This is a genomic window from Streptomyces sp. AN091965 (assembly GCF_022698285.1).
Taxonomy (GTDB): domain Bacteria; phylum Actinomycetota; class Actinomycetes; order Streptomycetales; family Streptomycetaceae; genus Streptomyces.
The window spans coordinates 705445-730789 of record NZ_JALDMY010000001.1 but is presented as its reverse complement, the minus strand read 5'-3'; the positions used below and the strand labels follow the sequence as shown (position 1 = coordinate 730789).

Genomic DNA, 25345 nt, shown 5'->3' with positions numbered 1-25345 from the left:
GTCATGGCGTCACGCAGTACTCAGATCCTGGAAGCGGCCGCGCGGGTGATCGCCCGTCGCGGTGTTCGCGGGCTCCGTGTGGAGGAGCTCGCGGCCGAGGCCGGGGTCTCCACCGGCCTGATCTACTACCACTTCAAGGACCGCACGGGCATCCTGCGGCACACGCTGGAGTTCATCAACGAGCGGGCCGAGCGCTACACCGCCGCGCGCGCCGAGGGCGGCGCGCCGCTCAGCCCTCGGGAGGAGCTGGACGAGGCGCTCCTCCTCGAGTTCCAGGACTCCCCGGAGGTCCGGGAGAACAGCACCGCCTGGGGCGAGCTGAGGGCGAGCGCCGTCTTCGACCCGGCCCTGCGCGAGGATCTGGCCCGGGCGACCCTGGTCTGGGTGCAGGACGTGGCCGGGCTGCTCGGGCGGGTCCGGCCGCTGGTGCCTGCGGCCTCACTCGCCGCCGCGGCGGAACGCCTGACGGCCCTGTTGGAGGGCCTGAGCATGCGCTGGCTGAGCGGCGGCCTGTCCCTGGAGCACGCGCGCGGTCTCGTCCGGGAAGCCGTCGACGCGGAACTGGCCCGCCTCGGCCAGCCGTGACGCGACCCGGCCCGTACCGGCGGTGCCGGAAAGGGCACGGCTGTCGCTTGAGGGGATTCCGTTTCTAGTAGGGGAACTTGGTGCGGATTTCGTTGTGCTCTAGGGGTGTGGCGGCGGATATCGTAAGCCCACGATCCGTGCCGAACGCCGGTGTTGAGAAAGAGGCGACGTGACCGACGAACAACTGCCATCCGTGCTCCCGGAGACGGCCCGTACCCGCCATCGCCGCCTGCGCGAGCAGGGAAGCCGCGAGCGCGCCCTGCTGGACGCCGTTCTGGAGGCCGGATTCGTCTGCCATCTCGGCGTCGTCGTCGACGGCGTCCCGATGGTCGTGCCGACCGTCTACGGCAGTGACGGCCGGAATCTCTACTTCCATGGCTCCGTCGCCAGCCGCAGCCTGGTCGCCTCGCCCGAGGCGGCGGTGTGCGTGACCGTCACGCACGTGGACGGCCTGGTGCTCGCCCGCTCCGTGTTCGAGCACGGCGTCAACTACCGCAGCGCGATGATCTACGGCGTCCCGCGCCTGGTCACGGACCCGCAGGAGAAGCTGGCGGGCCTGCGCAGGCTCACGGAGCAGGCGACGCCCGGGCAGTGGGACTACGCCCGCCGGCCCAACCGCAAGGAACTGGCGGCGACCGCGCTGCTCGCGCTCTCGCTGGAGGAGGCGTCGGTCAAGATACGCACCGGCGCGCCCGAGGACGGGGACGGGCCCGACGCCGCCCTCGGCATCTGGGCGGGCGTGCTGCCGCTGAACTCCAGCTGGGGCGAGCCGGAAGCCGACCCCCTCCTGCCCGACGGCATCGCGCCGCCCGCGCACATCGCGGTCCGCGGCAACACCCGAGCGGGATAGCGCGCCCCTGGCCGGGGAGCAGCCGGGCCGTGCGCGGAGATCCGCGGGTGGCTGACGACTGCTCCCGTCGCGCGTCGGCTCAGGCCGTCACAGTTCGTGGGCCCTCACGGCTCGTGGGCCCTCACAGTTCGCGGGCGCCGGGAATGACGACGTACACATGCGCCGCCGCGTTCAGGATCTCCTCGGCTTCGTCGACCGGCGGGTGGATCTTCTCCATGATCCACTGCTTGACGAGCTTCCCGTCGGCCCCGGTGGACTCGACCCGGCGGTCCCAGCCCCGGGTGAGGACCGCGCCCGCCCCGCCGAGGTCGATGTCGGTGACGTAGGGGCCGGGGGCGAAGTCGATGAGCGGAAGGCCGAGGAGGTCGGCGGCGGCGTTGTGACCCGCCGTCTTTCCCAGCGGGACCGCGTACTGGCAGCTCTGCACGGTGACATGCCCGGCGTCGAGCCGCGCGGCGGCCGTGTCGCCCGCCGCGAACACGTCCGGGGAGACCCGCAGTTGGGCGTCCACCTCCAGGCGGCCGAGCCGGTCCCGGGGACCCTCGACGCACGCGGTGAGCGGACTGGCCCGCAGCCCGGCGGTCCAGATCACCGCGTCCGCCTCGGTCCAGGTGCCGTCCGCCCACCGCACGGAGCCGTCCTTCACCGCGGTCACGGTGGTGCCGAGGCGCCGCTCCACGCCCAGCCGGTCGAGGGCCGCCTCGATCGCCGGGCGCGGCCCTTCGCCGAGCTCCGGGCCGACGACGGTGCTCCGGTCCGCCAGGATCACCCGGCCCCGCCCGGCCAGCTCCGTGGCGACCTCCAGGCCGGTGAACCCGGCGCCGACGACCACGGCAGTGAAGTCGGCGCGGCCGCGCAGATGTTCCTTGAGGGCGAGGGCCCCGTCCAGGGTGTCGACGTCGAAGACGCGCTCTGCCCCGGGCATCCGCGGACGGATCAGCTGACTGCCCGTCGCGAGGACCAGGCGGTCGTACGTGAGCACCTCACCGTCGTCGGTGACGACACGGTGGCCCGCGGTGTCGATCTCCGTCACCGTGGCCTGGACGTGCGCGACTCCGACGGGCTCCAGGATCCGCTTCAGGGGCACCACCGCCCGCTCCGGCTCGGCTTCGTACAGGCGCGGCCGCAACACCAGGTCCGCGGCGGGCGATATGAGAGTGATCCGCAGGGTGGCGTCCCCGCGCACCCGGGCGGCTGAGGCGGCGCTCCAGACGCCCGCGAAGCCGCCGCCGACGATCACTATGTGGTTCATGCTCTCTCCTTGGTCCGGATCCCTCGATGGGTCCACCGATGGACCCGCCGATGGACCCGTTGATGGGTCCGCCAGGGAGACAACACAGGAGCGTCAGGTGTGACAGGTGTGCGCGAGCTTCTCCGGATTGGCCACCCGTCAGACCGTGGTGATCCGGCCGTCGACGACGTCGAAGCAGTCGATCCAGCGCAGCACGCCGTCGTGGTACGTCGCCAACGCCCGTTCGCCGCCCACTTCGACGGGGTCGATGCGGGCGCCCGAGAGCTGACGCGCCAAGTGGGCCGACAGGTTGGCGATGGTGCCCGCCCCGCCCTGGCCGAGGCCCGCGGCGGCTGGTGCTACGGCGCGCCCGGTGTCGCCCGCGCCCTGCAACTGGCCGCGCTCGCGCTGAAGGAGCCGGACTGGAACCGCCAGCCGGTCGCCGCGGTCGCCGCGGTCTGCGACCGGCCGGGCGGAGTCCGGCCCTGCGCTGGGCGGCGAACCCCGATGCCCCGCTCGGCGAACTGCCCTGGCAAGCGGCGCTCTTGCTGTGCTGAGCCGCCGAGCGGCCACCCTGGAAGTGCGACACGGAGGGCGTTGATCACCGAGGCGGAGCGTCCAGCGCGCCGAGGAGGAGCCTGCGATCGACCTGGGCCGTACCGCCGACGTGGACGAGACGCCCTCGCGGGCCCGTCCTGCTGCCCGCGGAGATCGTGGCGGGGTGGCCGAGGGAATCACCCATGTCGACCGCGACGCGGTCGATCCCGCGCGTCGCCAGGAGCGCGGCGAGGCACGCGGTGCTGTTGGCGTTCGCGATGTCTTCCGGGACACCGATGGACGGGGCGAACAGGCGCGCGGCGGCGCGGCCGTCGGCCCCCGGCTCGCAGTGGACGTAACAGCCGAGCAGCCCGAACGCGTCACACGCGGCGCGCAACCGGTCCGGATCCGGGGCCAGATCGGCCAGCGCCGCGCGGGACGGGAGCGGGAGCAGCATCCGCGGCCGCCCGAGGGTGGCGACGTACGCCTCGCCGACGGCGGCCGCGTCGAGGCCCAGCGCGGGCAGGACGCGTTCGAGTTCGGCGGGGTCGGCGGCGCGCAGCGTGACCGAGTCCGTCTCGAAGGAGGCCTCGACGAGCCCGCCCGGGCGGCGCACCGCGCGGCCTGTGAACGTGGCTGTCACGGTCCGGAGCACGGCTCGGTACTCCGCCGTGGACGCGCGGTCCGCGAGGGCCGCGAGTGCGGCCACCGTGCCGTGGCCGCACGCGGGCAGATCACCCTCAGCGGTCGCGAACCGCAAAGACACAACGGGCAGGCCGCCCTGATGACCCTCCTCGGGCCCTTCCTCGCGTACGAACACGGCGTGGGAGGTGCCGAGGAGGGCCGGTATCCGCCGCCGCTCGGCCTCGTCGGCGGGCATCCCGTCGACCACGGCGGTCGGGCTCCCGCCGCGCCCGTCGCGCAGACACGCGCCGACGACGGCGACGGGCAGGCCGCTGCCGCTCGTACGGGGGCCTGCGGAACCTTCGGTGATGGGCATGGGCCGTAGCGTAGACGGGACGGCAGTGGCCCTATGTGAGGGCCTGCGCCCACGCGACGGCCCGTTCGGCGAAGGCGCGGGCTGCGGCGCTCTGGTAGGTGCTCTCGCGACGCAGGAGCGTGACCGTGCGGGAGGGGAGCGCGGGGGTGAGGGGGATGGGGGTGAGGTGGGGGTGGTCGTGGGCGATGGCGTCGGGCAGGACGGTGGCCAGCGGGGCGCGCGCCACGATTTCGGTGAGGGCGTTGATGGAGTTGGCCTCCAGCGCGATCCGCAGCCGCACGTGGTGGTCGGCGAAGTGCTGGTCGATGTGCCTGCGGGTGGCGAAGTCCCCGCTGAGCAGCGCGAAATGACGTTCGCCGAGGCCGGTGACGGGCAGGGGCCCGGGCGCGCCGAGGTCGGGGTGGTGGGGGCCGACGACCAGGCTGAGGGCCTCGGTGAACAGGGCGGTGGCCTCGATGCCCGGAAGGTGGTCGCCGCTGAAGGCGATCCCGAGGTCGAGCCGGTCGGCCAGGAGGTCGGCCTCGATGCGGTCCTGGGTCATCTCGCGCACGTCCAGGGTGATGCCGCGGTGGTGGGTGTAGAAGCCGGCGACGAGCGGGCCGGTGAGATACGCGGTGAAGGTGGGGGTGACGGCGAGGCGGAGGTGCCCGCGCGAGAGGTCTTGCACATCGAGCACCGCACGCTCGCCCGCCGCGAGGTTCCGTAGCGCGCGCCGGGCGTAGTGGGCGTAGGTGGCCCCGGCGTCGGTCAGGCGCACGGTGCGGCCGGTGCGCTCGAGGAGCTGGACGCCGACGGCCTTCTCCAGCTGCTTGATCTGCTGGGACAGGGTGGGCTGGGCGATGCGCAGCTCCTCGGCGGCGCGGGTGAAGTTGGCGTGCTCGGCGACCGCGAGCAAGTAGCGCAGATGACGCAGTTCCGGCTTCATACGCCCAACTATAGATGAGAGCAATAGGAGTGAGTGATAGTGCGTCTTGGACGCTATAGGTGCAGGTCGTGCACAGTGAATGACGTCGGCCCGACCGACAGACCGAACGAAGGGAGTCAGGGCCATGCGTCACCTCGCTCAGGGCGTCGACCGGTTCCAGCGGGAGGCCTTCCCCGCCAGGGCCGGACTCTTCGCCCACTTGGCCACCACCCACCAGCCCGGCACGCTGTTCATCGGCTGCTCCGACGCCCGCGTCGTCCCCGAGCTGATCACCCAGACCGACCCCGGCGAACTGTTCGTCATCCGCACCGCGGGCAACCTCGTCCCCGCCCACACCCCCGGTGCCGACGGCGTCGCCGCCAGCATCGAGTACGCGGTCGCCGTCCTCGGCGTACGGGACGTCGTCGTCTGCGGGCACTCCGCGTGCGGAGCCATGACGGCCCTCGCCGAAGGCCACGACCTCGGCGGCGCCCCGGCCATCGCAGGATGGCTGCGGCACGCCGACGCCGCCCTGGCCCGTACGAGGGCCACCGGCGACGGCCACGGGGTCGCCGCGCTGATTCGGGAGAACGTGGCCGCCCAGCTGGCGAACCTGGCCACCCACCCGTCGGTGGCCCGCGCCCTGGCCGAGGGCAGCGTGCGGCTGCACGGCTGGGTCTTCGACATCCCCACCGGCACCGTCGAGGAACTCACCGCCGACGCGCGCCCGGCCCTCGCGGCCTGACCTGCCTCTCCCCCCCCCACTCCCGGCCCGGTCCGACCGGTTCACCGGGACCCCCTCCGCCCGATCCCCGCGACAACCAGGGGACGGACCGTACGAAAGGAAACCCCTCTCATGGTGCACGCCCAGTTCGACAACAGCGCCCGTCAGCAGCTCGCGATCGCCGCGGTCGAGGCCAAGACCCGCCGCGACCTGTCCTGGCAGCGGATCGCCGACGCCGCGGGCCTGTCCGTCGCGTTCGTCACCGCCGCCGTCCTCGGCCAGCACGCCCTGCCCGAGCCCGCCGCGAAGGCCGTCGCCGAGCTGCTCGGCCTGGACGACGATGCGGCGCTGCTGCTGCAGACCATCCCCACCCGCGGCTCCATCCCCGGCGGCATCCCCACCGACCCGACGATCTACCGCTTCTACGAGATGCTCCAGGTCTACGGCACCACCCTCAAGGCCCTGGTCCACGAGGAGTTCGGCGACGGCATCATCTCCGCGATCAACTTCAAGCTGGACGTGAAGAAGGTCGCCGACCCCGAGGGCGGCGAGCGCGCGGTCATCACCCTGGACGGCAAGTACCTCCCGACCAAGCCCTTCTGAGACACCCGGACACCGGGGCGGGCCGGAACACAACCCCGACCGGCCCGCCCCGGCCGCCACCCGCCCCGGCTGTCGACGCGGCAGCCCCCACTCCCGTCCGGAGAACACCCGTGGACTTCGCACAGCGCACCATCGACATCGCCCGGCAGAACGTCGCCGAGGGCGGCCGCCCCTTCGCGACCGTCATCGTCAAGGACGGCGAGATCCTCGCCGAGTCCCCGAACCGGGTCGCCCAGACCAACGACCCCACCGCCCACGCCGAGATCCTCGCCATCCGCGAGGCCTGCACGAAGCTGGGCACCGAGCACCTGACCGGCACCACCATCTACGTCCTGGCCCACCCCTGCCCCATGTGCCTGGGATCGCTCTACTACTGCTCACCGGACGAGGTCGTCTTCCTCACCACCCGCGACGCCTACGAGCCCCACTATGTGGACGACCGCAAGTACTTCGAACTCGACACCTTCTACGCCGAGTTCGCCAAGGACCACACCGAACGCCGCCTGCCGATGCGCCACGACGCACGCGAGGACGCCACCGCGGTGTACCGGCTCTGGCAGGAGCGCAACGGAGGGGAGCGGAGCGTGGCGGGTGCCCCTACCGCCTGACCGACCTTCTCTGGGGTGATGGCCGACGGAAGGCGGGGCTGGCGGAGTCACCGCCGTGCGCTCCGTCAGCCGGAGTCGGGGAGGGTTTTCGATCCCGCGGCGGGCTGGTGTGCGCCGGCAGGGCTGGTGGGGGTGGGTGCGCTGCTGCCGGTGTAGGAGGGGAGGTCGGCCACCAGCTTGGTGAGGGCCGGGTCACCCGCGTAGCGCCGCGCGTGCAGGTCGGCGATCTTCTGGGCGATGTCGGGATCGTCGCTGTCGGTGGTGTCGTAGGAGACGAAGGACTCCACCAGCGGCAGGCCGATCCGGTCGGTGTGGGCGTGCGAGGGCGCCATCAGGTACTGCCAGTAGCCGTCGAGGTCCTCGATGACGAAGACGGCGCCGTACTCGAACTCGCCGCCGATGTCCCTGCCGACGACGTACCGCGTGACCGCGTCGATCGACTCGCCCTGGTTGCGCAGGCTGGCAAGTGCCTCCTCGCGCTGTTGGGCGGTGGCGGTCGTCTTGAAGGTGAAACGGTTGTGGTGATAGATCATTTCTCTCCCTCGGCGGTCTGCGGGCGGCCTTCGGGGCTCGCGGTCGGGGAGGACCAGTAGCCGAGCAGTGCCGTCACCGCCTGGTCGGCCAGGCGCAGGGCGCGGTCGAAGCCGATGTCCTCGATCGACCCGATGCACGCGAGGCCGTGCAGCGTGCCCCACAGCAGGTCGCAGGCGTCCTCGACACTGGTGGGCTCGGCTGAAGTCTCGGCCGCCCACGCGCCGATGAGCTGTCTGGTGAAGGCGATCACGTCGTCGGCGGCGGCGCGGCGGGTGGAGGCGTCGACGTCCGTGCCCGGTGCGCCCGACATGAGCTGGTACAGGCCGGGCCGCGACCGGGCGAACTCCAGGTACGCGACCGCCGCCAGGTGCGGGCCCCGTGATGCCGGTTCATCGGCCACCGCGGCACGCATCCGCTGCGCCAACTCACCGTTGACCCGCTCAAGGAGCGTGCGCAGTACGGCCTCTTTGTTCGGGAAGTGCTGGTAGATCACCGGCGCGCTGTAGCCGATCTCGGCAGCGATCCGCCGGATGGTCACTGCCCGCCAGCCCTCGGCCTCGGCCATCCGGCCGGCCGCCTCCAGGATCTCGGCGAACGTCCGCTGACGTACCTCTTCCCGCTTCCCCACCACGAACTCCTAACAGCGTTAGAAAATCTAACGCTGTTAGTGTTCTGCGCGTTCCCCGAACCTGTCAAGCAGGCACAGTCAGAGGCGTCAGCCGACCGCGTCATCGACCACCTCGGCCCCGGGCTCGCGCTCCAGGCATGCAAGCGACCCAAGCCGCGCCAGGGGGAGCCGGGTCCAATCCGAGCGGAAGACCAATTGCGGGACACCGAGCGTGAGGCGATGCATGATCACCAGGGCCCCTGTGCTCCGCGCCTCCTGCCTTGATGCTTCGGGCCCCCTGCGGTACTGAGTGAGGTCCGGGTCCGCCTGGTACGCGAAGGCTCCCCGCCGAGGAGGACGCGCGCTCTGGCATTGTCGCTCCCCACGACGGGTAGGCCTGCAGCTTCCTCACCTGATCGAGCATGGTTGTGATCACCTCAAGGCTGTCTCGTTGCAGGCCCACCGCTCGCAGGGCGACTCCGCGGACACCTGCTTGGCCCAGCATCTCCAACCCCGCGAGCTGGGCGTTGACTCGTTCCACGTGGTCGGGATCTACGAAGTGGGCTGGCGAGACGCCGAAGAACTCCGCGAGCGCTGACAGGAGTTCCTGTGAGGGCGGCTCCTGCGGTCATCGGCGGCTGGCTGCAAAGGACGCCTGAGCGGGTTACCCGGCGCGGCCCTGCTGAACGAGCCCCCGCACAGCGCCCGACGGCTGAAGTCGTCTGCGCATGATGGCGGCCTTGGTGCTGAAGGTTGCGTGTTCCGTTCAGCGGAACGGGAGTTGCCCGGGTTTCCAGTGTGTCGCAACGCTGTCCTCGACATATCAGAACTTGCTGTCGATTCGTGGCTGGTGCGGCGCAGGGCTGCCTTGAGGCGAGTTCTTGCCTACACACGTTCAAGGGGGCTTCATGGAACCGCTGTTCCGTATGTCGTTGGTCCGTCCCGCGGTGAGTCAGGACGGTGACCGCCCGAGCGTCGACCTCTCTCAACAGTCCGCTTTCCAGAACGCGTTGGCCTCCGCTGCCACCTCCACGAAGCCGCGTGTCGAGGCGCGCAAGGCCGCGGCGCAGTTCGTGGCGTCGGCCGGGTTCGTCGGCGATCCGTCGCGCACTCCGCTGGCCGCGCAGACAGCCGCCTTCACGGCCATGCTCAGTCGGCTGCTGGGGGCTCCGCCCAGCCAGCCCGGCGCGTTGCGTACGGCCGCGGTGAAGGCCGTACGCGACACCTACGGCTCCGAGCCGTCCGCCCTCGTCGCGTCCCAGCCCTACCTGGACGCCGTCACCAAGCTCCGGGACAGCCTGCTGGCCATCAAGTACTTGCCGGGGGAACACGGCCGGCCGCTGGCCGCCCTCACCGAGCAGCTGCGCCACCTGGACCTGATCGCCCGGCTGGCGACCGACACGTCCTTCCCCGCGAAGGCGGACGACGCCCGTCGCACCCTGCGTCGCCCCCTGCGGTTACCGCGCCCCACCGGGCTCGAACCCGAGCTGTCCACGAAGGCGGCCGAACAGCGGCAGCGGGAGCGGGAGGCCCAGGCCGCCGCGGCCCGCCGCGAGCGCGCCGCCACGCTGCTGACCGCACACCGGCGGCTGCGGGAGGCGGTGGGCGAGCTGACCGGGCTCGGCGGGGAGCACCTGCTGTCCACCCAGCAGACCCAGGGAGCAGGCACCGTCCCTCCGGAGGAGTTCCAGCCGCCGGCGGCGCTGACCCGGCAGGTGCACTTCCACAACAAGCTCGGCGAGGCCAATCTGCGGGCGCTCGGCGGGCCCGTGCCCCCGGCGGCATCAGCCGATGCCTCCGGGAACGGGGTGCGTCCGGCCGACGGTCCGGACTCGGCGGGCACCGGCGAGGAGCCCCCCACGGACGGCGGCACGGGGCCGGCCCCGGCCTTCGGCGATGCGCCGGGCGCCGCCGCGGCCGGTGAGGGTGACCCGCCGACCCCGCCCCCTCCGCCCGTGGAGGGAGCGGCCCACCTCGCAGGCCAGCTCTTCGGCGCCCGCCCCGACCTGCTCTCCGGAACCCCGCCCTTCAAGCCGTCCGCTCTGTCCGACCTCGGTTTCCGGCTGCACCAGGCGGCGGCCGACAAGCTCAGTACCGGCACCAAGACCGTGCTGGCCGATCGGGGCATCAGCCCGGTGGGTCAGCCGCTGGACCGCATCGTGGACACGCTCAGGGACGAACAGGACGTGATCGGCGCTGAACTGGAGACCCTGGTGGGCCGGCCCACCAGGCGCAGCGTCAAACGCGTGGGCGACACCCTCGTCACCGTCTCCACCCCGCTGCCCTCCCCGTGGACGGCCCTGGTCGTCGGTACGACACCGCCGCCGGAGCAGATCCCGCTGGAGGACGACCGCGTTCCGCGCAGCCGCGGCACGGTGGCCCCCTCCGGGGTCGCCGACCTGATCCTGGTCCGCCAGCAGTTGGTCGGGTACGAGGGCGCGGACATCGCGCACATCGAGAACGTACTGCGGGGCGAGAGCAAGCAGCGGGAGCACACCCGCCGCCAGGAGACCGAGCAGATCACCGTCAGCGAGTCGGAGGTCACCACCACCGAGGAGCGGGAGCTGGAGTCCACCGACCGCTATGAGATGACGCGCGAGGCCAGCACGGTCATCAAGGAGGACGCGCAGCTCAAGGCGGGTCTGACGGTCTCGGGCAAGTACGGTCCCACGGTCGAGTTCACCGCCTCCGCCGAGGGGTCGCAGTCCCGGAACAAGGAGGAGGCCACCAAGTCGGCCGCGGTGTTCGCCCAGGACGTGACGCAGCGCAGCGCCAACCGGATCTCCGAGCGGGTCCTGGAGCGCACCTCGCTGCGCGTCACCACCGAGGTGACGGAGAAGAACAGCCATGGCCTGGACAACCGGACCGGTCTGAACAACATCTCCGGGGTGTACCAGTGGGTCAACAAGGTCTACGAGGCCCAGATGTACAACTACGGCCTGCGCACCATGTTCGACTTCATGATCCCCGAGCCGGCCGCGTACTTCGTGGAGACGCTGCAATCGGCGCACGCCAGCGCCGTGGACCTGGACAAGCCCCAGCAGTTCACCCTGCGCCCCGACCAGATCACCGAGCTGAACTACGCCCAGTGGGTGCAGCTCTACGACGCGACGGACGTCTCCCCGCCGCCGGAGCCGTACCGGACGAAGTCCTTCGACTACAAGGCGGGCGGCGGCGACAGCAAGACCGACTACACCCACTCCGGCCAGGTGGCCGTCGACGACGGCTACATGGCCGTGCAGGTCTCCTGTGGGGCGCTGTTCAACCTGTGGGAGCAGGGCTGCTGCGTCGACGTGCTGGTGGGCAACCGCACCCACCGGTTCAGCAATGACGGCCACTGGCTGTGGACCACCTCGCTGGCCGAGGAGCGCGACTCGGTACCGGTCGCCATCCAGACCTGGCGGCTCGCCCAGGTCGCCGTCGGCATCGAGGTGAAGTGCCAGCGCACCGAGCGGGCCATGCGCAAATGGGCGCTGGACACCCACGCCAAGCTCACCAACGCCTACCGGGCCCGGCTCGCGGAGTACGAGGAGAAGCTCGCCGCCCTCCAGCTCCAGGCCGGGGTGCCGATCCACGGCCGCAACCCCCGGGCCAACCAGCTCCTCATCGCCGACGAGCTGCGCAAGAACTGTGTCAGCATCCTCACCGACCAGCACTTCGACCTGTTCGGTGCGATCGAGGTGAAGCGGGGCCCTGACGGCTCTCCCATCCCGCAGATCGACGTCCAGGAGGCCGCCGCCGAGGGCGCGTACGTGCGCTTCTTCGAGCAGGCCATCGAATGGGAGCACCTGACCTGGGTGGCGTACCCGTACTTCTGGGGCCGCAAGGGCCAATGGGACGAGCGGTTGAGCTACGACGACCCGGACCCGCAGTTCAACCAGTTCCTCAAGGCCGGCTACTGCCGGGTGACCGTGCCGGTGCGCCCCGGCTTCGAGGGGGCCATCGACCACTACATGAACTTCGGCGAGCTGTGGAACGGCGGTCCGCTTCCCCCCATCACCAGCCCGCTCTACCTGCCCATCGCCGAGGAGATCGCCGAGCGCCTCGACCGCCCCGGAGCCGAGGTGCCCCAGGGCGACCCGTGGCGGGTCCGCATCCCGACCACCCTGGTCAAGCTGCGGCAGGACGACAAGCTCCCGACCTGGCACAAGGACGGCTCGGGAGAGTGGGCCGAGGACTGAAGGCAACGCGAGGGCAGGACAGGAGAGGAGACCGTCGATGCCGGTGAACGCGAGGCCGTTCCTGGAGCAGCTGGCCGCCGCGGAGCTGCGGCTGTTCCAGCACCTGCTGCGCCCGCGCACGCCCGCCGACGAGGTCGCCGTAGCGCGCCGCACGGTGGACATCATGCGCGAGGACGTGGCCACGGGCCCGGCCCTGGCACAGGCGTACGCGGGCGGCGGGCGGGGCCGCGCCACCGGCCTCAACGGCCCGGAGCGCTGGTACGCCGCCGTGCTGGAGCGGGCCGGCCGCGAGGTGAACCGGCCCGTCGACGCCGACCTGCTCGCGCGCAAGCACCTGGAGTACCTCACCTTCGCGAACCGGTTGCGCACCCAGGTGGCGGTCCAGCAGTCCTACACCAAGGACCCGCGCAATGGCATCGACTACCTGATCACACCCAACGAGAAGACCTCGAAGCTGTACATGACCGCCGTGGCCGACGAGTTGATGACCTGGTTCCGCGCCCAGCCGTACGACACCGCCTTCCTGCAACTGTCGGCGGAAACCGGCTACTACACGGTCTTCCTGCCCCAGCGCCCCGACGTCGTCGCCCTGCTGCGGGCTGCCCAGCGGCTGCTGCCGGACGTCGAGCGCGGTGAGATCCCCATCGAACCGCCGCTGGAGGCAGAGCTGTTCGAGACCGCCGTCGGCTCCCTGCCCCTGATCGGCAGCATGCTCGCGGCGTACGAGGCGTACGAGGGCCGCGACCTCTTCGGCTACCGGCTCGGCGACATCGAGCGCGCGGTCCTGCTCGCCACCCTCCTGCTGCCGTTCGCGGGCCGGATGGTCAAGGCGGGCCGCCTGATGTACACCGAATCCCGGCTCGCCCGCCTGTACGGCCACGACGGCGCCGCCTGGCGGCGCCTGGTCCTCACGGCCGACCGGATGGCCGTCAACGGCCCGGCCGTCCACTCCGTGCGGCAGGCCGAGGAGGCCCTGCGCGCCGAGGGCCGCGTCACGGGGAAGCTCGGCCAGGAGGCGGCCGACGGACTGCCCAAACTCCTCCGTGGTGGGCGCGGCGCCTCCGGCGGTGGCGTAGGCAGGGTGGCCGGGGACCTCGATGACGAGATCGAGGCGCTGCTCCGCCGGATGACCGGTCGGCACCCCGTGCTCGAGGACCTCGACGTCCCCGCGGTGCGCCGGGTCCTGTCCAAGGGGCCGTACATCAACAACCTCAAGGGTCAGTTGCTGGAGGAACTGGTCGAGAACCGCATCGTCCCGTGGCTGCGACTGCGCACCGGCCCCCAGGCACTGGGCATCAGGGCCGCCCGCGAGAAGCTGGAGTTCATCCCCGGCCACCTCATCTCCGACCGGAGCGGCCGCGCGGTCACCGACGGGATCCTGGCGATCCGCCGGAACGGCGTCCTGCACATCGAGGCGATCTTCGAGGCCAAGGCCGGCTTCGGCCAGACCGCCCGCGGACTGAGCAGGGGACGCGGCGGTCTGTCCTCCCTCAAGAGCGCCGAGGACCGGGCCACCTTCCTGAGCCTCGTCAAGAACAAGTTCCGCAGCGAGCGCGAGATCGCCCGCGTCACCGGAAAGCCGTACCAAAAGACCTTCTTCGACCTGCAACAGGAGTACCAACTCGCCGAGGCGGGCGGGCAGTTCCGCAAGGACGTGGAGCGGCTTTCGCCCAGCGACATCGGAAAGCTGGAGCAGATCTACATCGGTGAGGAACTCGTCAAGGTCCGGATCTCGGCGACCAAGGTGAAGCTCTTCGCGGTCGTCCCCGGCGACCTCCCCGTGGCCCAGGCCAAACTCATCCACGACGAGTTGAAGGCGGACCACTTCCAGTACGTCGAGATCATCGGCGCGGACACCACCCGCGCTGAGCTGAACCAGATGGCCGGGCAACTGAAGGTCCTGGCCCAGCGCCTGGCGGAGGAGGAGGCGCCCTGAGCGCAAGCGGCCCACGCCGGGGCTGGCCGAAAAGTGATGTGTCCCATAGCGGGAAAACCGTGTGAACACGCAACCGTCTGCGGGCCATACTGATTGCCATGACACCGACGGCCACATCCGTGGGCGCCTACTGTTCGCTGCTGCCTACAGGCCTCAAGCACCCGGCCGAGATGTCGCGTTCGATCGACCTCCCGGGGTTCATGGACCTCCTGGGGTTCATCGACCTCCCGGGGTTCGTCGATACCGAGGGCGGACTGGTGGGCCGTGGCGTGTTCACCGATGTGGAACTCCACGGCCAGGAGCGGGGCCGCGTGTTCGTCCGGTTCCGCGCCTGCCTCGCCCCGTGCGAGCTCGGGCAGAGTCCTTGCGTTCGCTCGCGATCTTCTGGCGCAGCGTCATGCCTGGGCGGCGTGGCAGGAAGGAGTCAGTCATGAGCCTTCGTGCGCTCGCCCGCATGTATGCCGACGGCGAGTTGTCGACGACGGAGGTACTGGCCGAGCTCGGCAGACGAGTGGACATTCCTTTGTCCGAGGGGCAGCGCGGTCTGTGGGCACTTGCCAAGATGGAGCCGGAGACGTATGCGTACAACGTTCCCGTGTGCTTTTCTTTTGCGGACGTGGATACCGCGGCGCTTCAGGCCGCGTTCCGCGACACGCTTTCCCGGCATCCGCTTCTCTCGGCCACGGTGCGCGAGACGGATGACGGGCCGTGTCTGTCCCACGGAGACGCGGACGGCTTCTTCGTCGAGTACGTGGACATCTCCGATGTGCCGTCCGGTCGAGTGCTGGACTTTCTGAAGGAAAGGGCGAGACGGCCGTTCGACGTGGCCGGTGATCCCTTGACCAGGCTGGCTGTCCTGCGTCGCTCCGCGTCCGAGGCGTACGTTCTGCTGGTCGTTCATCACCTCGTGATCGATGCAGTGTCGGGGCGTCTCGTCATCGACACGCTGTTCCGTTCGTACCGGGCGCGGGCCGAGGGGCGGGACGTGCCGATCGAGGTGGGATCCGCCTCATTCGGAGACTTCGTCGCGTGGGAGCGGGACGTACTCGCCGGCGAACGCGCCGAGGACAACCGCGAGTTCTGGGTGCGGGAGCTCGCCGGGGCGGACGTCCTCACCGGGTTGCCCTCGCAAGTGGCTCTGCCGCAGGACGCGCCTCATGTGGGCGAGGTACACACCAGCCGGCTGCCGAGAGAGCAGGCTGCGGCCGTCGCAGCCTTCACCGCTTCGCATGAGATCAGCCCGGGGATCTTCTTCCTGACGGCCTTCCTGACGCTGCTGCACCGCTACAGCGGAAGCGAGGACCTCGTCGTCGGGATGCCGGTGGCAGGTCGCCCGACGGAGCGGTTCGACCCGATCGTCGGCTACTTCGTCAACACGCTGCCCGTCCGGAGCAGGCCGGAGGCCTCCGAGGGGTTCACCTCGTTCGCCCGGCGGGTGCAGTCCACGGTGCTCGACGTACTGGAGCACGGGACCTACCCCTTCCACCGGATCGTGGACGATCTCGGTGCCCGGGGTGCGAATCCTCGGTCGCCTCTCTATCAGATCGTGTACAACTATCAGGACTCCGCGCTCTCCGGCTATCTGGGCGAGCGGGCCCGCGCCACTGGCGAGACGGACTTCGAGCTCGTCGACGGGCTGTACCAGCTGGGTGAGTACGACCTCACGGTGGACGTGGCTCCCGGTGACGGGTTCCTGGTGAATTGGAAATACCACCCCGACGCCTTCTCGGCCGACGCCGTCGCGGGCATGGCAGCGCACTTCACCACCTTGGTGGGCAGCATCCTCGACGTGGACGGGGGTGCGCCGATAGGCGGGCTGAACCTGCTCGGCGACGAGGAGCGGCGCTTCGCCATCGAGGCGTGGAACCGCACCGAGGTCGACTTCCCCGCGCATCGGACGTGCTGGGACCTCTTCATGGAGCAGGCACAGGCGCACCCGGATGCCCCGGCGGTCACCTGCGGGGAGCGGACCCTCACCTATCGCGAACTCGCGGACCACAGCACGGCGTTGACGCACAGGCTGCGGGGTCAAGGCGTCGGACCCGGGGACGTCGTAGGAGTCTGCTACGAACGGTCGCTCGACCTCATCGTCGGCCTCCTCGCCGTCATGAAGCTCGGCGCGGTGTACCTGCCCCTGGACAGCCGACTGCCGGTCGAACGCCTCTCCTACCTGGTCGAGGACAGCGGCGCACAACTCGTCATCTGCCACGAGGCGGTGGCGGACAGGCTGGCCCCCCTGGGGACGGCGAGGGTGCGTCCGTACCCGACAGACCGCCAGGATGATCAGGCCACCCAGGCATGGGCAGCGGTTGGGAAGACGGTCGCCGATTCGCCGCGACGCTCGCGAGCCTCGACACCTCAAGCCGCGTACGTCATCTACACCTCGGGCAGCACGGGCAAGCCCAAGGGCGTCGTCGTTCCGCACACGGCACTGACCAACTTCCTGCTGGCCATGGCGCGCACGCTCGGTACGACCTCCGGCGATCGGCTGCTGGCCCTCACCACGCACAGCTTCGACATCGCCGCCCTGGAGCTCTACCTCCCGCTGATCACCGGCGGGCAGGTCTACGTCTGCGAAGCGGCCACGACCGCCGACGCCACCTTACTGGCCGAGAAGATCGCCGACTGGCGGCCCACCATCATGCAGGCCACTCCGGCGACCTGGGCCATGCTGGTGCGCGTCGGATGGCGGAACACCGAGGGCGTCAAGGTGCTGTGCGGCGGCGAGGCGCTGCCCGACGGCCTGAAGGACCAACTCGTGGCGCGCGGCGAGGCCTGGAACCTGTACGGGCCCACGGAGACGACCATCTGGTCAGCGGCCAAGCGGCTGCGCCGTGAGGAGCCGGTGACCATCGGCAGCCCCATCGCGAACACCCAGCTGTACGTCCTCGACCAGAACCTGAGCCCCCTGCCCGTCGGCGTGACCGGCGAGCTGCACATCGCAGGCGACGGGCTCGCCCTGGGCTACCACCGCAAGCCGGGGTTGACGGCCGAGCGCTTCCTGGCCAACCCGTTCGCGCCCGGACGGTTGTACCGGACCGGCGACCGCGCGCGCCGACTGCCGAATGGCGAGATCGTCGTCCTGGGCCGGATGGACAACCAGGTCAAACTGCGCGGCCATCGCATCGAACTCGGTGAGATCGAGGCGGTGCTCGACGCCCACCCGGAGATCGGCCGAAGCGTCGTCCTGCTCGAGCACGTCGGCCTGTCGGACAGGCTCACGGCCTATTACACCGGCAAGGGGGACGCGCCGGTCGACGCCGCGCTGCTGCGCGCGGAACTCGCCAAGACCCTCCCCGCCTACATGCTGCCCGCCGCATTCGTGGCCCTGGACGCCTTTCCGCTCACGGCGCACGGCAAGGTCGACCGGGCGAAGCTGACCGAGGCCGCCCGGACGGTGCCGCTCCCGGCCGCCGAAAGGCCGGGAGCCGCGCCCGACATCGAGCGGACCGTGCGCGGGATCTTCGAAGAGGTGCTCGGTTCGCGCGATGTCGATCGAACCGCAGGCTTCTTCGACATCGGCGGAGACTCGTTCGCGGCCATCGAAGCGGCGGCGCGCATCAACCGCGAGTTCGGCTGCTCGTTGCGGCCCACCAGCGTTTTCGCGCACCCGTCCGTCGCGGCGATGGCCCGACACCTGACGGGGCTGCTGCCCGCTGGGCAGGCACCTGCGGCGCAGCCGGTCGAGCCCGAGCGGCAACCTGATCCGCGCCCCACCACTGCGGCGGCCGACGACGCCTCGCTCGGTGACGCGATCGCGGTGATCGGCATCTCCTGCCGGTTTCCGGGAGCCCTGGACCACCGTGAATTCTGGTCCGCGCTCGTGGAAGGCCGCAGCGGCGGCACGTCGTGGTCAGTCGAGGAGCTGCGCACGCTCGGAGTGCCGGAGGAGCTGATCAACCGAGCCGGATACGTGCCGCAGCGGTCGGTCGTGGACGGCAGGGCGGAGTTCGACGCGGCGTTCTTCGACATCTCCCCCCGCGACGCCGAGTTCATGGACCCACAGGCGCGCTTGCTGTTGCAGCACGCGTGGCAGGCGCTGGAGGACGCCGGTTACCCCCCGGAGGATGTTCCCGAGACCAGCGTCACCACGTCCACGAGCACGAACTTCTACCAGGCCCTGCTCCCGGCTGTGATGGCGAACGCGTCGGGCCCGCGGGTCCTGGCGAGTCCTGAGACCTATGCCGCGTGGCTGTTCGCCCAAGGCGGCACGGTGCCCACCATGATTTCCACGAAGCTGGGCCTGCGCGGCCCCAGCATGGCGGTGAGCACCAACTGCTCTTCGGCGCTGAGCGCGGTGCACGTCGCCTGTCAGGGGCTCCTGGCCGGCGATGCCGACCAGGCGATCGTCGGCGCGGCCAGCCTGTTCTCCGCGGGGGAACTGGGATACGTGCACCAGCCGGGCCTGAACTTCTCCAGCGACGGGCGCAGCCGCGCGTTCGCCGACGGCGCCGACGGCATGTCCGGCGGTGAAGGCGTCGGCGTGGTCGTCCTCAAGCGCGCCAGTGAGGCGATCGCTGCCGGCGATCATGTGTACTGCCTGATCCGCGGCGTCGCGGTGAACAACGACGGCGGCGACAAGGCAGGGTTCTACGCGCCCGGTGTGCGCGGCCAGGCCGAGGTGATCCGCAAGGCGCTGGACAAGGCGGGCACGGACCCGTCGACGATCAGCTACGTCGAAGCGCACGGCACGGGCACGAGGCTCGGCGATCCCATCGAGGTCGCGGCTCTGACCGAGGCCTACCGCCACTACACGGCACGCAGCCAGTACTGCGGCATCGGCTCGGTCAAGAGCAACATCGGCCACCTGGACGCGGCCGCGGGGATCGCCGGTCTGATCAAGGTGGCCCTGGCCTTGCAGCACGGAGAGGTTCCGCGGACCCTGCACTGCGACGTGTCGAGCTCGGAGATCGACTGGGACGCGTCGCCGTTCTTCGTGGCCGACCGGAATCTGCCGCTGGACGGCGACGAGCCCGCGCGGGCGGGACTGAGTTCCTTCGGGATCGGCGGCACCAACGTGCACGCGGTACTGGAACAGGCACCGACCGGTGCGCGGGCCGCCGGACGCCGCGGCCCCCAAGCGGTGGTCCTCTCGGCCCGCGACGGGGAGCGGCTCGGCGTCCTCGCGCGGCAGCTTCTGGAGTTCCTGCCGGGGTACCGGGACGCGCACGGCGATCTGGCGTCGCTCGCGTACACGCTGCAGGTCGGGCGGCGGGCGATGGCCGAACGAGTGGTCTTCGTCGCGAACGACGTCGTCGGGCTGATGGCAATCCTTCAGGACTACGTCGAGCGCGGGGCGCGCGGTGGGGTGTTCGAGGGTACGGCCCGACGGCCTGAAGACCAGCTGCTCGGCCTGTTCGATCGCCCCGGGGAGCTGCGAGACCTGGTCGCCGGGTGGCTCGAACAAGGGGAGTGGGACAAGATCGCGCCCCTGTGGGTCAACGGCATCGACGTCGAGTGGCACGTCCACCACGGTGCGCATCCACCGGTGCGGGTGAGTCTGCCGGCGTATCCGTTCCTTGCGAAGCGGTATTGGCCGACTGCCGAGGCGGTGCCGGTTCCTCGGGCCACTGTCCCGCTCGACGCGGAATCGTTGCTCCTGGCTGCGGCCAGGCCTGAGAGCGTCGAGACGTTCCTGTCCGGGCGCACGTCCGCCACGGACGAGATGGACAGCCTCTCGCGCCCGCTCGTGCTCGCACAGCTGGTGGCGGCGGGATTCTTCGACGCGCCCGTTCGTCGCGACCTGATCGGGCGGAGGATCACGCCGTCCTTCGCCCAGTGGCTCGACCATACGGTGACCGTGCTGCTGAGCCACGGAGAACTCGTGCGCGAGGGCGAGTTCGTGGCGCCCAAGAAGAGTGCGCCAGGCCTCGAACAGGCGTGGCACACCTGGCGCGCGTGGAGGGACGCCCGTGCCGAGGATCCGGAGCTGGCGGCCAAGACCGGCCTGACCGAGCGCATGGTCGAGGCCTTGCCCGCGATCCTGTCCGGGCGGACGAAGGCCACGGCCGTCATGTTCCCCGGCGGCTCGTTCGAACTGGTCGAACCGGCGTACCGGGGGAACGCGACGGCCGACTACTTCAACGACGTGACGGCTGGCGCGGTGCGCGCGGAGGTGGACGCCCGCCACCACGACGGGATCCGGCTGCTGGAGATCGGAGCGGGCACCGGCAGCACCAGCGAGCGCGTCTTCGCCCGGCTGACGGGCCGCGACATCGCTGAGTACTGCTATACGGACATCTCGAAGGCGTTCCTGATCGGCGCGGAGCGGCGCTTTGCCGACCGCGTGCCGTACGTGTCCTTCACGACGTTCGACGTGGAGCGGGAGCCCGGTGCACAGGGGCTTGCCGTGGGCTCCTTTGACATCGTCATCGCCAACAACGTCCTGCACGCCACCAAGGACATCGTGCAGGCAGCGCGTCATGCCCGAGCACTGCTGCGGCCCGGCGGAGTCCTCGTACTCAACGAAATCGCCCGGAACGACTGGTGGTCGCACCTGACCTTCGGACTCCTCGAAGGGTGGTGGCGGTTCACGGACGGAAGGCGCATCCAGGGCGGACCGGCGCTGTCCGCGGACGCGTGGCGCGACGTGTTGCGGGAGTGCGGGTTCGACATGGTTGAACTGCTCGCGGAGCCCGCCCGCGACCTGGGCCAGCAGGTACTGCTGGCACGCGCCGGTTCGACCGTCCCGCGCCGGGACCCGCGACCTGCCGCGCACGGTTCGCACGGTTCGCCCGAGGAACACGTCCGCGCGAGCGTCGAGCGGATCCTCGCCGAAACGCTGAAGCTGACCGCGGACGAGCTCGCGGCCGACAAGCCCTTCGCCGACTACGGACTGGACTCGCTCACCGGCGTCTCCCTGGTGCACGGGCTCAACGACTCGCTGGGCACGGACCTCGATCCGAGCGTGCTCTTCGAGAACCCGTCGATCAGGCGGCTGACGCGTTTCATCATCGACGAGGAAGGCGCCGCCGTCGTGGCCGCGGTACCCCAGCCGTCTGCGGCACCTGAGCCGTCCGTGGTGTCCGAGCCGTCCACGGTGTCCGGGGCGTCTGGCGGTGGCCGGGAGCCCGTCGCGATCGTCGGCATGAGCGGCCGGTTCCCGGGCGCCCGGGACACCGACGAGTTATGGGACCTGTTGGCCTCCGGCCGGGACGCCGTCTCGAAGGTGTCCCGCTGGGACCTCGCGTCGCTGGGCAGCGTGTGCCTGGACGGCGGTCTCCTGGACGGCGTCGACGAGTTCGACCCGCTCTTCTTCGGGATCTCCGGTGCGGAGGCCCTCTACATGGAGCCGCAGCAGCGGCTGTTCCTCCAGGAAGCGTGGCGGGCGCTCGAGGACGCGGGCCACGCGGGCGAGTCGCTCGACCGCGACCGGTGCGGTATCTATGTGGGCTGCGCCGCGGGCGACTACCTGGATCTGACGGGGCCGTCCGACTACCCGGGCCAGGCGCTGTGGGGCAACATGAACTCGCTCGTGCCGTCCCGCATCGCGTACTACCTGGACCTGCACGGGCCGGCGATCGCGGTCGACACCGCGTGCTCCAGCTCGTTGGTCTCCCTCTACCTGGCGTGTCAGGCGCTGTGGGCGGGCGAGGTCACCACGGCGATCGCGGGCGGGGTCTACGTCCAGAACTCGCCGCGGCTGTATCTGGCGGCGTCGCGGGCCGGGATGCTCTCCCCGACGGGCCGGTGCCGTCCGTTCGACCAGGCGGCCGACGGATTCGTGCCAGCCGAGGGGGTCGGTGCGCTGATCCTCAAACGGCTCTCGGACGCCGAGGCGGACGGCGACCACATCCACGGGGTGATCAGTGGAATCGGGATCAACCACAACGGCACTACGAACGGCATCGCCGCGCCGAACGGGACCTCGCAGGAACGGTTGATCCGGCAGATCTATCAGGACTTCGACATCGACCCCGCAGGGATCGGGTTGGTCGAGGCACACGGCACCGGAACCAAGCTCGGCGATCCGGTGGAATTCCGGGCGCTCGATCGCGCGTTCCGCGGCTTCACGGACGCCGAGCGGTTCTGCTCGCTCGGCTCCACGAAGGCCTCCGTCGGCCACGCGCAGGCCGCGGCCGGCGTGATCGGCGTCATCAAGGCACTGCTGGCGATGAGGCACGAGGTGATCCCCGGTCTGCCCCATCACACCGCGACGAACTCCAGTGTCACGTTGGCCGGCAGCCCGTTCTTCGTGCACACGGAGCCGAGGCGGTGGGCCGTGCCCCAAGGGGGCAAGCGGCGCGCCGCGGTCACGTCGCTCGGCGCGAGCGGAACCAACGCCCACGCTGTCATCGAGCAGCCGTCGCAGCCGCCCACGCCGCCGCGGAGCAGGCAGGACGGGCCCCGGTTGATCGCGCTGTCGGCGGCGACGGAGCACGCCTTGCGCGAACAGGTGGTCCGGCTCGCGCGCCACTGCCGCGAGCACCCGGACCTCGACGTGGGCGATGTGAGCCACACACTTCTGCTCGGCCGCAAGCACCTGCGGCATCGATGGACGAGGGTGGTCCGGGACATCGCAGAACTGGAAAGACAGTGCACTACCTGGCTCTCCGGGCAGGACGTTCCGGTGCAGAGCGCGGACTCCAGGGCGCAGGCACTCGCCCAGCAGTTCCTTGACGGTGAGGCACCGGATTTCGCCGGGTTGTTCCGCGACAGCCGCTACCGCCGCGTCCCGCTGCCCGGCTACCCCTTCGAGAGGGAGCGCTATGCGCTGCCGATCCGGGCGGCGGCAGACGAGGGACCGCAGCGCGATGGGCGGGTCCTCACCGGCGACGAGTTCTACTTGCGTGAACATCAGGTGCAGGGGACCGGGATCGCCCCGGGGGCCATGTATCTGCAGTGGGTCGCAGCAGCGGCGAGGCGCACCGCGAGCGACGAGGTTCGCTTGCACGACATCGTCTTCTTGCGCCCCCTGTCGGTGTCAGGGGTGCCGCGCGCACTGCGGGTGGCTCTTCGCGCGGACGGCGACGTCACCCGGTTCACGGTGTCCTCCACGGAGTCCGCCGGAGACGAGCCCGTTCTCCACTGTCAGGGCGAGGTGTCCGCTGCGGCGCCGACGTCGGCGCAGGCGCTCGATCTGCCCGCTCTGCTCAGGGATTTCCAGTCCACCGCATTCGACCCCCCGCGGTTCTACGCCGAGTGGCGGGATCGCGGAATCGCCTACGGCCCCACGTTCCAGGGGGTCGTGGCGGTGCACCGCGGCGACAAGGTTGTGCTCGCCGAACTGCGGCTGCCCAGCACGGCGTCAGGAACCATGGACGGCCATGTCCTGCACCCGGCGCTGGTGGACTCGGCGATGCAGTGCATGCGATTGCTCGACAGCGACGATCGGGTCGGGTTGGTGTTCAGCATCAAGTCGGCCGAATTCCTCGCCCCCGGCGCGACCACCATGTGGGCCCTGATACGCCGTGCCGAGGACACGCGCGGCGCGGACCGGATCGACATCGACCTCGTGACCGACGACGGCACGGTGTGCCTGCGTCTGCGGGGCATCGCAGGCCGTCGGGCCGAGCAGACGCCGGACGCGGCGGACGACGCCGTCACGCTGCTGCCGGTGTGGGACCCCCTTCGGCAGACGGAACCCACGACGTGGCCGCAGAGTTCCGAATCAGTGGGCGTCATCGCGTCCCCAGGGAAGGCGCGGGACGTTCTCATCGCGCGCTATCCAGGCGCTCACGTGGTCGCGGACCCGTCGCGGAGTACGCACGACGACGATCTGGAGGCGTCCGTCCGGTCGGTCCCGGAACTCGACCATCTGATCTGGGTGGCGCCCAGCGCCGTGGACGACCGGTCCGGCGCGAGCGTCGTCGAGAGCCAGTCCAGCGGCTCGCTGCATGCCTTCCGCACGGTGAAAGCTCTTCTGTCCGCAGGGTACGGCGATCGCTCATTGGGCCTGACCCTGATCACAGAGCGGGCACACGCCGTCCATGAGGCCGAGGCCGTCGACCCGGCGCACGCCGGCGTGGCCGGCCTGGCGGGGTCGACCGCGAAGGAGTACCCGAACTGGCGGGTGCGGGTGGCGGACGTCCAGGACTACGACGCGCCTTCGCTCGCCGCGGTGCTCGACCTGGCCGCGGCCCCGGACGGCGACCTGCTTATCCACCGCGACGGCTGGTGGCACGAGCAGCGGCTGATGACCGTTCGGCCGGCCGCATCGACGTCGTCCCGGCTGCGGCAGGACGGCACGTACGTCGTCATCGGCGGGGCGGGCGCCCTGGGCACGGTCATCAGCGAGTACGTGATCCGCCGGTACCACGCCCAGGTGGTGTGGCTCGGACGCAGGCCGCAGGACGCGCGAGTCGACGCCGCCATCGCTCAGGCGACCGGCGCGGACGGGCCTGCGCCGCTGTACCTGCGGTCCGACGCCACCGATCTCGCGTCCCTGCGCGCGGCGAAGGACGAGATCGTACGACGGTTCGGCGCGGTGCACGGCGTCGTCCACTCGGGCCTCGTGTTCTCGGGGGCGAGCCTGGCCCGGATGAGCGAGGCGCAGTTCGAGGACGTGCTGCGCGGCAAGGTCGACGCGAGCGTGCGGTGCATGCAGGTGTTCGGCGGCGACTCGCTCGATTTCGCACTGTTCCTGTCCTCGATCAACTCCTACCTCAAAGCCATCAAGCAGGCGAACTACGCGGCCGCCTGCACGTTCCTCGACTCGTTCGCACTGACGGTGCAGCGCCGCTACGGCGCTGTCGGCAAGGTGTTGAACCTGGGCTACTGCTTCAACAACGCACCCACCGAGGGAGAGCGGGGCGCGGTGGTCGCAGCGCAGGCGCCGCTCATCCAGCCGGACGAGCTGACGGCGGCGATCGAACGGCTGTGCGCGGGACCGGTCAGCAGGATGACGTTGATGAAGTTCAGTCCCGCGCTCAACAACCGGGGCATCGTTCTGGGCGACGACGAAATCACCCTCCCCCCGGCCGCGCCGCCGGACGCCGTGCTCACCGACGTCCAGGAACCGGCGGTGGCGCCGGGCGGCGAACTGGAGCGGCTGCGCGCCCGCATCGCAGAGCTGACCGCGCTCGCGATCTGATCGCGGCCTTCGA

Annotated in this window: 14 protein-coding genes; 8 read left to right on the top strand and 6 right to left on the bottom strand. The window is 70.7% G+C overall.

The genetic code is table 11. From position 1 onward, the window contains the following. The first annotated feature begins 3 nt into the window (after positions 1-3). Both MQV74_RS02700 and MQV74_RS02695 read left to right on the top strand, forming a co-directional pair. The gene (locus MQV74_RS02700) at positions 4-585 is read left to right on the top strand and encodes a TetR/AcrR family transcriptional regulator (RefSeq protein WP_242714379.1); all 582 of its coding nucleotides are present in this window, start codon (positions 4-6) and stop codon (positions 583-585) included. Between the two features lie 169 nt (positions 586-754). Further along, positions 755-1435 carry a pyridoxamine 5'-phosphate oxidase family protein gene (locus MQV74_RS02695; RefSeq protein WP_242714378.1) on the top strand — a complete coding sequence of 227 codons (681 nt, stop codon included), beginning with the start codon at positions 755-757 and terminating at the stop codon, positions 1433-1435. A 121-nt stretch (positions 1436-1556) separates the two neighbouring features. On the opposite strand, the gene MQV74_RS02690 is transcribed toward MQV74_RS02695, so the two are convergent. The 4 genes from MQV74_RS02690 to cynR form a co-directional block, all read right to left on the bottom strand. Beyond that, positions 1557-2687, bottom strand: coding sequence for an NAD(P)/FAD-dependent oxidoreductase (locus MQV74_RS02690; protein WP_242714377.1), 1131 nt, complete (start codon positions 2685-2687; stop codon positions 1557-1559). 138 nt (positions 2688-2825) lie between these two features. Next, positions 2826-3059 (bottom strand): hypothetical protein, encoded by a 234-nt coding sequence (locus MQV74_RS02685; protein WP_242714376.1) that lies wholly within the window; start codon positions 3057-3059, stop codon positions 2826-2828. A 208-nt stretch (positions 3060-3267) separates the two neighbouring features. Continuing rightward, the gene (locus tag MQV74_RS02680) at positions 3268-4203 is read right to left on the bottom strand and encodes a PhzF family phenazine biosynthesis protein (protein WP_242714375.1); all 936 of its coding nucleotides are present in this window, start codon (positions 4201-4203) and stop codon (positions 3268-3270) included. Between the two features lie 31 nt (positions 4204-4234). Next, on the bottom strand, positions 4235-5128 hold the full coding sequence (gene cynR / locus MQV74_RS02675; protein WP_242714374.1) for a transcriptional regulator CynR: 894 nt from the start codon (positions 5126-5128) through the stop codon (positions 4235-4237). Positions 5129-5252: 124 nt separating this feature from the next. On the opposite strand from cynR, the gene MQV74_RS02670 reads away from it, so the two are divergent. The 3 genes from MQV74_RS02670 (at position 5253) to MQV74_RS02660 (ending at position 7042) form a co-directional block, all read left to right on the top strand. Continuing rightward, a complete protein-coding gene (locus MQV74_RS02670) occupies positions 5253-5852 on the top strand; it encodes a carbonic anhydrase (RefSeq protein ID WP_242714373.1) in 600 nt (199 codons plus the stop codon). A gap of 111 nt (positions 5853-5963) precedes the next feature. Then, positions 5964-6434: a cyanase gene (cynS, locus tag MQV74_RS02665; protein ID WP_242714372.1), complete on the top strand. Its 471-nt coding sequence runs from the start codon at positions 5964-5966 to the stop codon at positions 6432-6434. 110 nt (positions 6435-6544) lie between these two features. Next, entirely contained in the window at positions 6545-7042 is a 498-nt protein-coding gene (locus tag MQV74_RS02660; protein WP_242714371.1) for a nucleoside deaminase, read from the top strand. Between the two features lie 65 nt (positions 7043-7107). Here MQV74_RS02660 and MQV74_RS02655 read toward each other — a convergent pair whose 3' ends face one another. Together MQV74_RS02655 and MQV74_RS02650 are read right to left on the bottom strand one after the other, a co-directional pair. Beyond that, positions 7108-7575 (bottom strand): Dabb family protein, encoded by a 468-nt coding sequence (locus MQV74_RS02655; protein WP_242714370.1) that lies wholly within the window; start codon positions 7573-7575, stop codon positions 7108-7110. Further along, positions 7572-8204 carry a TetR/AcrR family transcriptional regulator gene (locus tag MQV74_RS02650; RefSeq protein WP_242714369.1) on the bottom strand — a complete coding sequence of 211 codons (633 nt, stop codon included), beginning with the start codon at positions 8202-8204 and terminating at the stop codon, positions 7572-7574. The genes MQV74_RS02655 and MQV74_RS02650 overlap by 4 nt, the downstream gene beginning before the upstream one ends. Before the next feature lie 887 nt (positions 8205-9091). Here MQV74_RS02650 and MQV74_RS02645 point away from each other — a divergent pair. The 3 genes from MQV74_RS02645 to MQV74_RS02635 all read left to right on the top strand — a co-directional run bounded on the left by MQV74_RS02645 (position 9092) and on the right by MQV74_RS02635 (position 25332). Continuing rightward, on the top strand, positions 9092-12364 hold the full coding sequence (locus tag MQV74_RS02645) for a hypothetical protein (RefSeq protein WP_242714368.1): 3273 nt from the start codon (positions 9092-9094) through the stop codon (positions 12362-12364). A 37-nt stretch (positions 12365-12401) separates the two neighbouring features. Then, entirely contained in the window at positions 12402-14300 is a 1899-nt protein-coding gene (locus MQV74_RS02640) for a hypothetical protein (RefSeq protein WP_242714367.1), read from the top strand. 430 nt (positions 14301-14730) lie between these two features. After that, a complete protein-coding gene (locus tag MQV74_RS02635; protein WP_242714366.1) occupies positions 14731-25332 on the top strand; it encodes a non-ribosomal peptide synthetase in 10602 nt (3533 codons plus the stop codon). The last annotated feature ends 13 nt before the right edge of the window (positions 25333-25345 follow it).